The sequence below is a fragment of the Mesorhizobium sp. M0968 genome, assembly GCF_040319065.1.
Lineage (GTDB): Bacteria > Pseudomonadota > Alphaproteobacteria > Rhizobiales > Rhizobiaceae > Mesorhizobium.
Genome location: NZ_JAMYNL010000020.1, coordinates 79024 through 93461, shown reverse-complemented (window position 1 = coordinate 93461; position 14438 = coordinate 79024). Strand labels below are relative to the sequence as shown.

Here is a 14438-nt window from a genome sequence, read left to right as displayed (position 1 = left end):
ACCCCCCCCCGCGTTATCGTTGCCATTCCCCCCCGCCCCCAGGCCCCGGGGCCCGGCCCCCTGGCCCCCCCCCGGGCGCCCGTCCCCCCGGCGCGCCTGGGCCCGTCGCCCACACGGCCTCGGCGGCGGCCTTGTCGATGCGGCCGCCGAGCGCCGAGAGCGCGGCTCGGGTCTCGGCGTCGTAGACCGAAAGCCGGCCACCGCGGTGGAAATTATGCTGCCCTGGCGGTGGCCCGTCGGCAGCGTCGATCCGGTAGAGCGCAACCAGAAAGCCGGCCAGCGAACGGGCGAACTCAGTAAGATCGGCAATCAGTCCACCAGCCGCCGGTCTGCCGCCAAGCCAGCGATAGACGGACCAAGGCCATGGATAGCCTTCCCCGGGCGCGCCTTTGGCCAGCGGCACGGGTATCGGCAGAGGCAGGTGAGGCGCCAAGCGGGGCAGCCAGCGATGCTCCTTCTCGACCTGGGCGACATAGGCGGCAGCGCTCGGCAGCCGCACCGACATGCTGTCGCCCAGCCGGAACGTGCGGTTGTCCCAGCCGCCAGGCTCGACCGTCTCTACCGGCAGGTCCGCCCATTTGGGGAACTGCGCGGCAATCAGCCGGCGAACAAGTGCGGCATCTATCGGCATGCCTGGCGTTCGTTCATCGGGCGGCATCGGGCTTGCTCCGGTCTTCTGAATAGCCGGCGGTCCATCTTTTTGTCGTCGCACTCTTGCGGCGCCGGTGATTCCACTTGGCTGCAAATTCTCTAAGCCTTGCGCTCCCAGCGCCGGTCGGGCGTTTGCTGCCAGTAGGTCACGGTGTGGCCGGCCTCCTTCATTGTCTTCCAGTGCGTGCGTGCCGCCTCTAGCTGGGCTGCATCGTGGCCGTCGAACAGGAACACGGCGCGCTGGTAGCCGCCAAGCTCCGGCGGCACCGCCCCATCGACCAGGAAGCGTATCTGCGCCTGGTTCGGATTGTCAGGGCCGACGGTCAGAAGCACCGGCTGCTCGGCGGGATGGGCTTCGCGATCCGTTGCGTGGGCCAGGAACGAATCGTCCCGGAAAGTCCACAGATGCTGGTCCAGCGCGTCGCGCCGTTCCTCGGTGCCGGTCTGCACCACGGCACGCCAGCCGCGATCGATACTGCGCTCCAGGAGGCCGGGCAACGCATCCTCCAGCGTCGATTCGGTCAGGTGATAAAACAGAATCTCGGCCATGCGTTCAGTCTACATTGTCGGAGTCCCGCCCCAGCCGCTCATTGCTCGTAATGATCGCGCACCAGCCGGTCGAGCAGCCTGACGCCGAAGCCGGAAGCCCATGACTGGTTGATCTCGTTGGAAGGCGCGCCCATCGCCGTGCCGGCGATGTCGAGATGCGCCCAGGGCGTGTCCTTGACGAAGCGCTGCAGGAACTGCGCGGCGATAATGGCGCCGCCATGGCGGCCGCCGATGTTCTTCATGTCAGCATTCTTGGAATCGATCAGCTTGTCGTATTCGGCACCGAGCGGCATGCGCCACACCCGCTCCTGCGTCGCCTGTCCGGCCGCCGTCAGCCGGTCCGCCAACTCGTCATTGTTGGAGAACAGGCCGGCATAATGCTGGCCGAGCGCGACCATGATGGCGCCGGTCAGCGTCGCCAGATTGATCATGAATTTCGGCTGGAAGCGGTCGTTGCAGTACCAGAGCGCATCGGCCAGTACCAGGCGGCCCTCGGCGTCGGTATTGAGCACTTCGATAGTCTGACCCGACATCGAGGTGACAATGTCGCCGGGTCGCTGAGCGTGGCCGTCGACGGCATTTTCAACCAGCCCGACAATGCCGACGACATTGACCTTCGCCTTGCGCGCGGCCAGCGCGTGCATCAGGCCGGTGACGGCAGCAGCGCCGCCCATGTCGCCCTTCATGTCCTCCATGCCCGACGCCGGCTTGATCGAATTGCCGCCGGTGTCGAAGGTGACGCCCTTGCCGACGAAGGCGACCGGGCTTTCCTTGGCCTTGCCGCCGTCCCACCGCATGACCGCGATGCGGGCGCCACGCGGCGAACCCTGCGCTACGCCCAGCAGCGAACCCATGCCGAGCTTCTTCATCTCCTTCTCGGCCAGGATCTCGACCGTGACGCCGAGCGCCTCCAGTTCGGCGATGCGGGCGGCGAATTCCACCGGTCCCAAAACATTGGCCGGTTCATTGACCAAATCGCGCGCCAGCAAGACGCCGTCGATCACCGCCGCTTCATCGGCGAAGGCCTTCTTTGCAGCTGCCGGATCGGCGGTGTGAATAGTCACCTTGACCGGCTTTTTTGGCTCGCGCCTGTCGTCACCATTGTTCTTTTTGGTCTTGTATTTGTCGAAGGAATAGCTGCGCAGCAGGATGCCCGCTGCAAGCTGAACGGCTTGCCTGCCGCTGACGACCGCACCGGGAAGATCGAGCACGACGGCCACTTCGGTTGCCTTGCGAAAGGATGCGGCAATCGTGCCGCCGAGCTTCAGCCAGGCGTAATCATCGAGATTGGAGCCCTTGCCGGCACCGACCGCCACCAGCCGCTCGATCGATGTCCCTTCCGGTGCCAGCACTTCGACCAGGCTGGCGAATTTGCCGGTGAAGTCGGCGACCGGAAAAGCCCGCTCGAGGGTCTTTGCCGGATCGCAAGCCCTGGCGGCATCGCTGAGGCCGCCCTCGTCGGTCACCAGAACGAAAACGCTGCCTTTTTTGGGCGCGGCGAATTTGGCAAAGGCGATCGAGGGTCTCGAATTCATCATGTCCTGCTTTCGGGGAAGTGAGTTGGATTATTGCGAGAAACGTTCGTCAGTGAGCGGCGGGTTGAAACAGCTCGATAACATTGCCCGATGGATCTTCGAGCAGCGTCTGGGAACCGCCGACGCCCGTTATGATATCGTTGCGAAAGACAAGTCCAGCACTCTTGAGGCGCGCAACCTCTTCTTTCAGGTCCGGCACCACCAACAGGATGCGATTCCAACCTCCCGGCACCGGCTGCCGGCCATCCGGCATCGCCCGTGCACCCGAACTGCCGGGGCCGCTTAGAAGGAGCCGTAAAGCGCCGCGTGTCACGGAAGCAAAAGCCGGTCGCGCGTCCTGTTCAACAGCGAAGCCCAGATGTCCACAGTAGAAGTCGATCGAGGCGGCGACATCATCGACCATGTAGCGAATGCTGACTGGCGTCATGACCATTGACCTTTCGGTTCGAGCACCTTTCAACAAGGCGTGTCTATTGCGGGCGGAACAGTCGGCATAGTCCGGCTCATCATCGCTGCTTGACAATCCGCGCCGCTATCGCTCTGGCCTGAATGCGGGCGTTAGCGAAACAACCGCGAATGCTCGGCCGCATGCCGGTAAACCACAGACCGGGCAATTTCGGATCGGCATCGCCGCCGTTGAAAAGCGGAACGCCCTTGCCGTCGAGAACGCCGAGCTTGCCGAACATCTGCTCCAGACCGGTGCGATAGCCGGTCGCCGCAATGACGATATCGGGCGTGATCGACCTGCCGTCATTCAATACGATGCCGTCGTGGGTAAATTCCCGCAATGGTGGCACCACCACGATCGTGCCTGCCTTTATGGCGCGAACCGCGCCGTCATCGGCTGCGATCGCGGTGTAGTCGGCGCTCAGACGGCTCGCACCGCCTATGGGAGCCGGCGGAAGCCCAAATTTCGTCAGGTCGCCGAAAACCAGGCGCTGGGTTGTCGCCATCACCGCATCGGCCAGCCGCACCGGCAAGCTCGCCATCAACGGTGAAAGCCTGTGGACGGCGACCTTGCCGATGCGTTTCGGCAGCAGCGACGGGCCGTTGCGGGCCGACAGCCAGATGCTTTGGGCATCTGCATTCGCAAGATGGTTGAGTGCGTCGAACCCCGAATTGCCGGCTCCGACGACCAGCACCCTTTTGCCGACGTAGTCCTTCGCCTCGCCAAAATCGGCCGAATGGATAATCCGGCCTGCAAAATCCTTCATGCCTTTCCACGCAGGAATAAACGGCTGCCGGTCGCGCCCGGTGGCGACGACGACATGACGCGCCAGACGACGTCCGGCGTTCGTCCGCACGGTCCAGTGATCGCCATCGAACGTGATCTCTTCAACGGCAACGCCGAATGCGACCGGCAGACCATGCGCCTGGCTGAAATCGTTCAGATGGCGAATGACGGCCGATTTATGCGGAAAAGCCGGGGTGCCTGCGGGATAGCCGACGCCGGGCAGCGTCGAGAGATCGCGATGCGTATTGAGGTGCAGCCGCTGGTGCCGCCGATGCCAGGGTTCGGCAAGCCGGCTCTCCTTTTCCAGGACGAGCGTCGGTACGCCGGCCTTCATCAAGGCGTGGGCGGCGGCAAGGCCGGCCGCGCCGGCCCCGACCACGATCGCGCCGTCAAAGACCGCTTCCCGACCGGTTTGACCGCGCAATTTTTCCGCTTCCATGCTGGGGCTCAACAGATCCTGACCCGTCTTATCACGCCGCGGCGGTCGCGACCGGCGCGACATTTGGTCGTTTTGCCGCATTTGACAAGACTTTGGCCGAAATCGCTCCCATATGCGATATCGAACCATCCACGATTCGTCGCGGCACGGCCCCGCTTCCCGCCGCAACCTGTTGTTAACCAACAATGTTCGCCCTTTCTTATCCATTGCCGCCGACACTCCGGCCCAGCGGAATTTGCGATCCGGGACAGAACCCAGATCGAACCGCCAAACTGAGCCAGTTGTGCAGCCGGCGCCGGACGACTACCTTGTTCCAAGGCATGATGCCGTTCGAAATCGCCGAGAAAAGCCTTCATGAAGGTCGTTGAACGTTACATCATGCGCCGTGCTTTCGCGGTATTCGCGCTGGCGCTCGTCTGGACGCTGGCGATCGTCTGGACGACTCAGGTGCTCGCCCGCATCGACCTCGTCACCGATAGCGGTCAGTCGGCCCTCACCTTCTTCGAAGTCGCAGCGCTGATCATCCCGACGATCGTTCCGATCGTCGTGCCGTTCGCCCTGGTGGTCGCGGTCGCCCAGATCCTCAGCGTGATGAATTCTGATTCGGAGCTGGCCGTCATCAATGCCGCCGGCGCTTCACGCTGGACCATCGTCAGGCCGATCATGCTTCTGGCACTTGCAGCCAGCGTTTTTTCCTTCGCCGTCGACAATGGCGTCGACCCTTACGCACGCCAGAAGAACCGCGAGTTGATTGCGTCATCGCGTGCCGATCTGTTGTCGTTGATCATCCAGGAAGGCACCTTCCGCAAGATCGACGACGGCCTGTTCCTGCAGGTTGGCGAACGGCTTCCCGACAACCGCCTCGGCGGCATCTTCGTCGCCGATTCGCGCGAAGAAGGCGTCAATCTCATCTACTACGCCAAGACCGGCAGCATCATCGAACGCGGCGACGAGAAGGTGCTGATGATGAATGACGGCGTCATCCATCGCAAAACCATGACCGGCGACCTCTCGGTGATCCGGTTCACCTCCTACGCCTTCGACTTGTCCGCTTTCATGTCGGCATCATCTGATATCCTGCTTTTGCCGAAGGACCGGACGACCCAGTATCTGCTCAATCCCAGTCCGAACGACAAGATGTACCAGCAAAAGCCGAACAGGTACCTGGCCGAGCTCAACCAGCGTTTTTCCGAGTGGTCCTATTCGCTCGTCTTCGCGCTGATCGCGCTCGCCGTTGCCGGAGATGCGCGCTCGCATCGCGAGGCGCGTGTGCACCCGCTGATCACGGCAATCGCGATCGCGCTGTTCGTGCGCTGGCTCGGGTTCTTTGCCGCCGGCAAGGCCGACAAGGTGCCGCAATATGCCTATGTGGTCTACGGCGTCCCGATCGTGGCATCGGCGATCGCCATCTGGTTCATTGTTTCCAACCGGACCATGGAACTGCCGGTTGCCTGGGCCGATTGGATAACCAATCTTGCCGGCCGCTTCAGTGACGGCTGGAGCGCCATCAAGCTCCGTTTTGCCGGGCGTGGCGCATCCGGACAGGGAGCCGGCTGATGGGCTGGACTCTGGGTCGGTACTTCTTCTTTCGCTATGTGACGATCACCATCTGGTTCTTCATCGGCCTCTTGGCGCTGGTGTTCCTGATCGATTTCACCGAGCTTTCCGGCCGCACGACTGGCGTGCCGGGCTTCACCTACGCAACTGCGTTCGCCATTTCGGGGCTCAGGATGCCGATGATCATGCTGCAGACGGTGCCGTTCGTCGGCCTGTTCTCGGCGATGGCGACGTTGGTGTCGCTCAACCGCAAATACGAATTGGTCATTGCCCGTTCCGCCGGGGTTTCCGCATGGCAATTCCTGCTGCCGTGCTGCATCGGGGCGCTGCTGTTTGGAGCCTTGTCGGTCGGCGTCATCAATCCGGTAGCCGCGCACGCCTATTCCTGGTCCGAGGAGATCGAGACCCAGCTCCGTTCGGGCAAGTCGAACAGCGTCTCGGCCGATGCTGCGCCCTGGATCAGGCAGAAAACCAACGCCGGCGATACCATCATCGGCGCGCGCGCCATTCTTAATCAAGGCCTGGAGATGGCCGACGCGGTCTTCTTCAGCTTCAGCCCGCAGGGCGACATCATCGAGCGCAAGGATGCGGCGCGCGCGTTTTTGCGGGACGGCTACTGGGAATTGCAGGACGTCAAGGTGTTCCGGGACGGTACCATCCAGTCGTTACCCAGCGATCGGCTGCCGACCAATCTCAAGCCGGAATTCGTGCAAGAGCGGTTGGCGCGCCCTGAGACCATTCCCTTCTACGATCTGCCCGGCAAGATCGAAGTGGCCCGCTCCTTCGGCCTCAAGGCAAATGCCTTCGCCATGCAGTTCAATTCCCTGATTGCGCTGCCGTTCCTGCTTGTCGCGATGACGCTGATTGCGGCAACGGTATCAATGCGATTTGCGAGGATGGGGCAGTCGGCAACGATGATTCTGGGTGGCATCGTGGCCGGGTTTCTGCTTTATGTCGTTTCGGTGCTGGTCAAGGCATTCGGCGTAGCGGGATTCGTACCCACGGCCGTAGCGGCTTGGGTCCCGGTTGTCGTGGCTATGTTCTTCGGGGTGACATTCCTGCTATACAAGGAAGACGGCTAGTGAGGGAGGCGGTTTTGCGCAGCCATAGGCACGCCGGTTTGGCACGCCTCTCTGCGGCGAGCGCCTTGGCATGCCTGCTTGCCAGCGCCGCCCCGGTTGCTTCGGCTTTTGCCCAGGACGTCAGTGAGCTGGCAACGAAGGTTCCGAGCGGCACGCAGATGCTGCTGGCAGCCGATACGCTGGTCTACGACAACGACAAGCAGACCGTGACGGCTGTCGGCGGCGTCCAGATCGACTACGGCGGCAACCGTCTCGTCGCCCAGCGGGTCGAATACAACCGCAACACCAAACGCCTCGTCGCCAGCGGCAATGTCGAACTCGTCAATAGCGACGGCACCAAAATCTATTCGCAACATGCCGACATCACTGACGATTTCGCCGACGGCTTCGTCAACGCGCTGCGGGTCGAGACCATAGACAAGGCGTATTTCGCCGCCGAAAGCGCGGAGCGCATGGGCGGCGTGCTGACGACGTTCCACAATGGCGTCTACACCGCCTGCGAGCCGTGCGAGGACAAGCCCGACAAAGCGCCGACCTGGCGTATCAAGGCCAGGAAGATCATCTGGAACGGCGAGAAGAAGACGGTTCGCTTCGAGAACTCGAATTTCGAGTTCTTCGGCTTTCCGCTGGCCTATCTGCCGGCTTTCGAGATCGCCGACCCAACGGTCAAGCGCAAGAGCGGCTTCCTGATCCCCGGCGTCGCCTACAAGAGCGATCTCGGCGTCGGTGTTAAAGTCCCCTATTATTTCGCGCTCTCGCCGACCTACGATCTCACTGTCACTGGCAGCGGCTATACCAAGCAAGGTTTCCTCGGTGAGGCCGAGTGGAGGCAGCGCTTCAACAACGGTCAGTACAGCCTGAAGATTGCGGGCATCCGGCAGGAGAATCCCGACGCCTTCATCGACGACAATGGCCACAACGTGAATTCGGGTACCGAAGGCGACCCGAACAGGTTCCGCGGCATGATGGGCACCCAGGGCCAGTTCGCCATCAACCCGCGCTGGGACTTCGGCTGGGACATCCTGCTGCAGAGCGACAAGAATTTCGCGCGCACCTACGACATCGATGGCTTCAACGATAGCGTGCACCGCTCCGAGGTGTACCTGACGGGGCTCAACGATCGCAATTACTTCGACGTGCGCGCCATGCACTTCGAGGTTCAGGAAGACACGCTCGCCAGCGATCCGACTGCACGCGCCGCCAAGCAGCCCTGGGTGCTGCCCTCGCTCGACTACGCCTATATCCCCGACATGCCGGTGGCCGGCGGGCAGCTGTCGTTCGACGTCAACGCGCGGGTCATTGACCGCGACAGGCTCGATACGGCTCTTGCAAATTCGGGCATCCCTTCGTCCGTCAACAACGTCCGCGGCATCGACGGTCAATCCGGGCGCCTTACCGCGGAAGCCGAATGGAAGCGCACCTTCACCACCGATGGCGGGCTGCTGCTGACACCGCTGCTGGCGCTGCGCGGCGACGCCGGCTACGTCAACGCTTCCTCGGCCTCGCTCGACGCCGTCAACCAGATGGCGACCAATCTCGGCGTCGAGGACGATATGCGTTCATCGCTTGCCCGCTACATGGCGACCGCCGGCCTTGAGATGCGCTGGCCGGTGCTGTTTTCGATGACCAGTTCCAGCCATGTCTTCGAACCGATGGCGCAGGTATTCATGCGTCCGAACGAGCAATATGTCGGCGGGCTGGCGGTCCCCAACGAGGACGCCCAGAGCTTCGTCTTCGACGCCACGACGCTGTTCGAGCGCGACAAATTCTCGGGCTACGACCGCATGGAAGGCGGCACACGCGCCAATGTCGGGCTGCGCTATTCCGGCGCATACGACAATGGCTGGGGCACCAATGCGGTGTTCGGCCAATCCTACCAGCTGGGCGGCCAGAACTCGTTCGGCACGCCGGACCTGGTCAATGTCGGCGCCTATTCAGGTCTTGAAACTGCAACCTCCGACTATGTCGGCCTTGTCGGCTTCAACAGCCCCAGCGGGTTTTCCGGCTCGGTCAGCGGCCGTTTCGACGAGCAAAGCTTCGAGATCCGCCGCGCTGAGGTAAAGGCCGCCTTTTCAGGCCTGCCGGTATCGCTGAGCGCCAAATACGCCTTCATCCAGGCGCAGCCACTCTATGGCTTCTCAACCGATCGCCATGAGGTTACGCTCGGCGCCTCGACACATCTTGCCGAGAATTGGCGCGTCTTTGGCACCGGCACATATGATCTGGAGCAGAGCGTTCTGGTCAAGGACGGGGTCGGCTTTGCCTATAGTGATTCGTGCTTTACCTATTTGATGACGTTTTCGGAAAGACGTGACCTGAACACCAAGGAAGTATCGCAGAACGTCGGCTTCAACCTGTCGTTCCGCACGCTCGGCGATTTCGGCTCGTCGCAACGCTCCATCGACACCATTCAATAACGGGCAGCGGTCGGCAACGGGGCGGCTGGCGGACGACATTGTTTCGCCGCATAGAGCAGGCACGAATTTTGACGGCCTGAACTGGGATAGGTTCGGCTGAATCGGGATGGAATTGGGATGCTTTCGATGAGGAAATACCTCTTTTCGGCAGGGTTCGCGCTGCTGGTGGCGTTCTCGACCACCGCGGTGACACGGCCAGTTTTCGCCACCGAGATCAAATACGTCGTCAACAATATACCGATCACCACCGGCGACATCCAGCATCGGGCCGCTTTCCTGCGCCTGCAGCACAGAAAGGGCGATGCCGGCCAGGAAATGATCGACCAGACGCTGCGCCTGGCCGAAGCCCGGCGGCTCGGCATCCGCATCAGCGACGAGCAGGTCGATGCCGCTTATCAGCGTTTCGCCACCAGCAACAAGATGCCGCTCAAGCAGCTTGACGGCGCGATGGCGCAATCCGGCGTCACCAAGGAGCATTTCAAGGACTTTATCCGGGCGCAGATGGCCTGGAACCAGGCGCTGACGGCGCGTCACCGTTCTAGCGACGGCGGCGGCGCCATGAGCGAGCAGGACCTCGTCAAGCGCATGCTCGAAAAAGGCGGCAGCAAACCGAGCGCCACAGAGTACATGCTGCAGCAGGTCATCTTCGTGGTGCCGGCGGCCGAGCGCAGCGCGACGCTGGCCAAGCGCAAACGCGAAGCCGACGCTATGCGCGCCCGCTTCAACGGCTGCAACACCACGCGCGAATTCGCCAAGGGCCTGATCGATGTCACCGTTCGCGATCTCGGCCGGGTGCTGGCGCCGCAATTGCCGGCGGACTGGGCCGAGCAGATAAAGGCTACAAAGGTCGGCGGCGCCACCACGACGCGCGAAACCGACCGCGGTGTCGAATTCATCGGCATCTGCTCGTCGCGCGAAGTGTCAGACGACAAAGCCGCGCAGATGGTGTTCCAGAGTGAAGGTTCGAGCGACAAGAACGCCGACGAACTCTCGAAGAAATATGTCGAGGAGTTGCGGAAGAAAGCCCGCATAATCGAGCGCTGAAGTCGACGCGCCGTGGCTGACGCAGAGCTTCCGCTGGCGTTGAGCGTCGGCGATCCGTCCGGCGTGGGGCCGGACATCGCCATCGCTGCTTGGCAGGCCCGCGAAAGCGCTGGCGTTCCGTCATTTTATCTCCTTGCCGATCCGGCACTGATTGCCGCGCGAGCGCACAGGCTCGGCACCGATATCGCGATTGCCGAGACGACGCCGGCGTTAGCGCCGGGGGTGTTTTCGCGCGCGCTGCCGGTGGTGGCGCTTGCTGCCCGTTTCGTCGACAGTCCCGGCCGCCCGGATCCAGCCAACGCCGCCGGCATCATCGAGGCGATCGACCGCGCCGTTGCCGACTGCCTGGCCGGCCGCGCCGCCGCAGTCGTCACCTGCCCCATTGCCAAGAAGCCGCTCTACGACGCCGGCTTTCGCTTTCCCGGCCACACCGAATATCTGGCGCATCTGGCATCGCTTCACACCGGCACCGAAGTGATACCGGTGATGCTGCTTGCCGGACCGGACCTGCGCACCGTGCCGGTCACCATCCACATCGCGCTGGCCGAGGTGCCGAAAGCGCTGACCACGGACCTTATCGTCGCCACCGGCCGCATCACCGCCGCCGACCTTGCGAACCGCTTCGGAATTGCCAAGCCGCGGCTCGCCATTGCCGGCCTCAACCCGCATGCCGGCGAAGGCGGCACCATGGGCACCGAAGACGAGCGGATCGTGCGCCCGGCGGTCGACCGGCTGAGGCAGGAAGGGATCGACGCCTTCGGGCCGTTGCCGGCCGACACGCTGTTTCATGCTCGCGCCCGCGCCGGCTACGACGTGGCGCTCTGTATGTATCACGACCAGGCGCTGATCCCGGCCAAGGCGCTGGCGTTTGACGAGGCGGTCAACGTCACACTCGGCCTGCCCTTCGTCCGCACCTCGCCCGACCACGGCACCGCCTTCGACATCGCCGGCAAGGGCATCGCCCGTGCCGGCAGCCTGATTGCAGCGCTGAAACTCGCTCGCGTTCTTGCCGATACCGGGAAAAGGCCGTAGGCCCTGAGCCCAATCAGCCATATTCGATGGCCTTAACCCGATGAGCCCGCCTGATGAGCCCAGCCCGATGAGCATAGACGGCCTGCCGCCACTGCGCGAGGTGATCGAGCGCCATGGGCTGCAGGCGAAAAAGGCGCTGGGCCAGAATTTTCTGCTCGACCTTAACCTGACAAGCAAGATTGCGCGAACCGCCGGCGACCTGAGCGACGTTACGGTTATCGAGGTCGGTCCCGGTCCGGGCGGGCTGACCCGGGCCCTGCTCCTCAACGGCGCCCGGCGGGTCGTCGCCATCGAGCGCGATGAGCGCTGCCTGGCGGCCTTGGCCGAGATCGCGAACCACTATCCGGGCCGGCTAGAGATCGTAGCCGGCGATGCGCTGAAAGCTGATTTTGCAGCGCTTGCAAAAGGAGTGCCGGGAGGCGGCGGGCCGGCGAAAATCGTTGCCAACTTGCCCTACAATATCGGCACCGAATTGCTGATCCGCTGGCTGACCGTTACCGAGTGGCCGCCCTTCTACACATCGATGACACTGATGTTCCAGCGCGAGGTCGCCGAACGCATTGCAGCCAGCCCCGGCAGCGATGCCTATGGTCGGCTCGGCGTGCTGGCAGGCTGGCGGACGGAGGCGAGGATTGCCTTCGACGTGCCGCCGCAGGCGTTCACGCCGCCACCCAAGGTGACGTCCTCGGTCGTGCATCTGGTGCCGCGCGCCAGCCCCTTGCCGGCAGAGGTGAAACGGCTCAGCCGCGTCACCGAAGCGGCGTTTGGCCAGCGCCGGAAAATGCTGCGGCAGAGCGTGAAAAGCCTCGGCGGCGAGGCGCTGCTTGCCCGTGCCGGCATCGATCCGACCAGGCGCGCCGAGACGCTGAGCGTCGAGGAGTTCGTTCGCCTGACCAACGCGGTGTGATGCCGGGACGCGTCTGCGTGGAATTTCCGCTCTCACGGCATAGATAGCCGGACAAACCTGCCCGGAGACAAGCAATGGCCGCCTATGTCATTTCCGACGTCACGATCCGCGACGCAGAGGCGATCGAAGCTTATCGCATCCGCGCGGCTGCCTCCATCGCCCAGCACGGCGGGCGCTATCTGGTACGCGGTGGCAAGGTGGAAATGTTGGAAGGCGACTGGTCTCCCGGGCCGCTGATCATCGTCGAATTCCCCGACATGGACACGGCGCGGCGCTGGTATCGCTCGGCCGAATACGCCGCTGCATTGGAGCTGCGCGACGCCGCGCTCAGCCGCAATCTGATGCTGGTCGAGGGGATAGCGCGTTGATCAATCCGTCTTCTCGTCAAGCAGCCCCGAGACGAAATCGAACAGGCCGGGCCGGCGATCGCGTCTGAGCCGTTCGGCGGTGACGATGCCGCGCACCTCGGCGAAAGCGCGGTCGAGATCGTCGTTGACGATGACGAAATCATATTCCTTCCAGTGCTCGATCTCGTTGCGGGCGTTCTTGAGCCGCGTCTCGATCACCGCTTCCTGGTCCTCGGCGCGACGCTTCAGCCGCGCCTTCAATTCCTTCATCGATGGCGGCAGGATGAATATCGAGACGATGTCGGCGCGCATCTTCTCCTTGAGCTGCTGAGCGCCTTGCCAGTCGATGTCGAACAGCATGTCGCGGCCTTCGGCCAGCGCCTGTTCAGCCGGCTCGCGCGGCGTCGCGTAGCAATTGCCGTGCACCTCCGCCCATTCGAGCAGCGCATCGGAATCGCGCAGCCGCTCGAACTCGCGCATGGTACGGAAGTGGTAATGGACGCCCTCGATCTCGCTGCCGCGGCGTGGCCGCGTGGTGACCGAGACCGACAATTCCAGGCTGGAATCGCTCTCCAGCAGATTGCGCGCAATCGTCGACTTGCCGGCGCCTGACGGCGACGACAAGACCAGCATCAGCCCGCGGCGCCGAATGCGGGAACCCACATCCCTAGCGGTCATGGGGCTTGGCAGTCATGTGGCTTGGCATCGGGATCATTCCAGATTCTGGACCTGTTCGCGAAACTGGTCGACGACCGCCTTCAGTTCCAGCCCGATGGCGGTGACCGCGGCAGCATTCGACTTGGAACACAGCGTATTCGATTCGCGGTTGAATTCCTGTGCCAGGAAATCGAGCTTGCGGCCGATGGCGCCGCCGCCGCCGAGCAGCGCCCGGCCTGACGCCACATGTGTCTTCAGCCGGTCGATCTCCTCGCGTATGTCGGCCTTGGTGGCCAGGAACGCCGCTTCCATATGCAGCCGGCTGGCGTCCAGGTTGGCAGACGCGTCCATCAACAGGCGGATCTGCTCGGCGAGCCTTTCGCGGATCGTGGCCGGTTCGCGTGATGGATCGGCCTCGGCCCGCAGCGTCAGCGCCTCGATGGCATCGATATGGCCGGACAGCAGGGAACGAAGTGCCGCACCTTCGCCCTGGCGCGCCTGGTGCAGCCCGTTCAGTGCTGCTTCCAGCGCCGACAGTATTGCGGTATCGAGCGCACTGCGCGCCTCTTCGGTTTCGATGGTTTCGGGAATGTCGAGAACGCCGCGCAGCGCAAGCAGGCCGTCGGCCGCCGCAGGGGCTACTCCGAACTGCTCCTGCAGCCGCTTGGCCAAGCCCGCCAGATCCTTCAGGAAAGCCTCGTTGACCACGGGTTGCGCTTGCGCGCCGGCGGCGCGGCCAATGGTCAGCGTCATCTGGAAATTGCCGCGCGCAAAACGCTTCTGCACCGTCTGCCGGACGGCCGGCTCCAACCGGTCGAAACCTTGCGGCAGCCGCAGCCTGACCTCGACGCTTTTGCCGTTGACGGACTTGGCTTCCCAGGCAATCGAAGTGCCGTCGTGTTCGGCGACACTGCGCGCAAAACCGGTCATGCTCTGCAAGTTCATGTAGCCGTGCGTCCCTTTGCCGAATGCCCCTCAAGCCGGAGC

General features: G+C 63.3%; 13 protein-coding genes and 1 pseudogene. 7 read left to right on the top strand and 7 right to left on the bottom strand.

Going from position 1 to position 14438, the window contains the following annotated elements:
• Positions 1-109: 109 nt before the first annotated feature.
• The 5 genes and pseudogenes from NKH67_RS26020 to NKH67_RS26000 all read right to left on the bottom strand — a co-directional run.
• Positions 110-658 (bottom strand): annotated as a pseudogene (locus tag NKH67_RS26020) (phosphotransferase); the annotation flags it as partial.
• 92 nt (positions 659-750) lie between these two features.
• The gene (locus tag NKH67_RS26015) at positions 751-1200 is read right to left on the bottom strand and encodes a DNA polymerase III subunit chi (RefSeq protein WP_023719810.1); all 450 of its coding nucleotides are present in this window, start codon (positions 1198-1200) and stop codon (positions 751-753) included.
• A gap of 38 nt (positions 1201-1238) precedes the next feature.
• Positions 1239-2735: a leucyl aminopeptidase gene (locus NKH67_RS26010; protein WP_352501914.1), complete on the bottom strand. Its 1497-nt coding sequence runs from the start codon at positions 2733-2735 to the stop codon at positions 1239-1241.
• 49 nt (positions 2736-2784) lie between these two features.
• Complete coding sequence (locus tag NKH67_RS26005) at positions 2785-3168, bottom strand: VOC family protein (protein WP_352471101.1); 384 nt, start codon at positions 3166-3168, stop codon at positions 2785-2787.
• A gap of 73 nt (positions 3169-3241) precedes the next feature.
• On the bottom strand, positions 3242-4408 hold the full coding sequence (locus tag NKH67_RS26000; RefSeq protein ID WP_352471100.1) for a flavin-containing monooxygenase: 1167 nt from the start codon (positions 4406-4408) through the stop codon (positions 3242-3244).
• A 354-nt stretch (positions 4409-4762) separates the two neighbouring features.
• Between NKH67_RS26000 and lptF the strand changes: the two genes are divergently transcribed.
• The 7 genes from lptF (at position 4763) to NKH67_RS25965 (ending at position 12815) form a co-directional block, all read left to right on the top strand.
• The gene (gene lptF / locus NKH67_RS25995) at positions 4763-5965 is read left to right on the top strand and encodes an LPS export ABC transporter permease LptF (protein WP_352501855.1); all 1203 of its coding nucleotides are present in this window, start codon (positions 4763-4765) and stop codon (positions 5963-5965) included.
• Positions 5962-7047: an LPS export ABC transporter permease LptG gene (gene lptG, locus NKH67_RS25990; RefSeq protein WP_023677695.1), complete on the top strand. Its 1086-nt coding sequence runs from the start codon at positions 5962-5964 to the stop codon at positions 7045-7047. Before lptF ends, lptG begins: the two co-directional genes overlap by 4 nt.
• Positions 7047-9464: an LPS-assembly protein LptD gene (locus tag NKH67_RS25985; protein WP_352501854.1), complete on the top strand. Its 2418-nt coding sequence runs from the start codon at positions 7047-7049 to the stop codon at positions 9462-9464. The genes lptG and NKH67_RS25985 overlap by 1 nt, the downstream gene beginning before the upstream one ends.
• A 117-nt stretch (positions 9465-9581) precedes the next feature.
• Positions 9582-10508, top strand: coding sequence for a peptidylprolyl isomerase (locus NKH67_RS25980; RefSeq protein WP_352453231.1), 927 nt, complete (start codon positions 9582-9584; stop codon positions 10506-10508).
• A gap of 12 nt (positions 10509-10520) precedes the next feature.
• Positions 10521-11540, top strand: a complete 1020-nt coding sequence (gene pdxA / locus NKH67_RS25975) for a 4-hydroxythreonine-4-phosphate dehydrogenase PdxA (RefSeq protein ID WP_352471098.1) — start codon at positions 10521-10523, stop codon at positions 11538-11540.
• 67 nt (positions 11541-11607) lie between these two features.
• Positions 11608-12447: a 16S rRNA (adenine(1518)-N(6)/adenine(1519)-N(6))-dimethyltransferase RsmA gene (rsmA, locus tag NKH67_RS25970; RefSeq protein WP_352471097.1), complete on the top strand. Its 840-nt coding sequence runs from the start codon at positions 11608-11610 to the stop codon at positions 12445-12447.
• A gap of 74 nt (positions 12448-12521) precedes the next feature.
• Positions 12522-12815: a DUF1330 domain-containing protein gene (locus NKH67_RS25965; RefSeq protein WP_352501853.1), complete on the top strand. Its 294-nt coding sequence runs from the start codon at positions 12522-12524 to the stop codon at positions 12813-12815.
• On the opposite strand, the gene gmk is transcribed toward NKH67_RS25965, so the two are convergent.
• The gene (gene gmk, locus NKH67_RS25960; RefSeq protein ID WP_023677701.1) at positions 12816-13472 is read right to left on the bottom strand and encodes a guanylate kinase; all 657 of its coding nucleotides are present in this window, start codon (positions 13470-13472) and stop codon (positions 12816-12818) included.
• Between the two features lie 33 nt (positions 13473-13505).
• On the bottom strand, positions 13506-14396 hold the full coding sequence (locus tag NKH67_RS25955; RefSeq protein WP_352471095.1) for a YicC/YloC family endoribonuclease: 891 nt from the start codon (positions 14394-14396) through the stop codon (positions 13506-13508).
• Between the last annotated feature and the right edge of the window lie 42 nt (positions 14397-14438).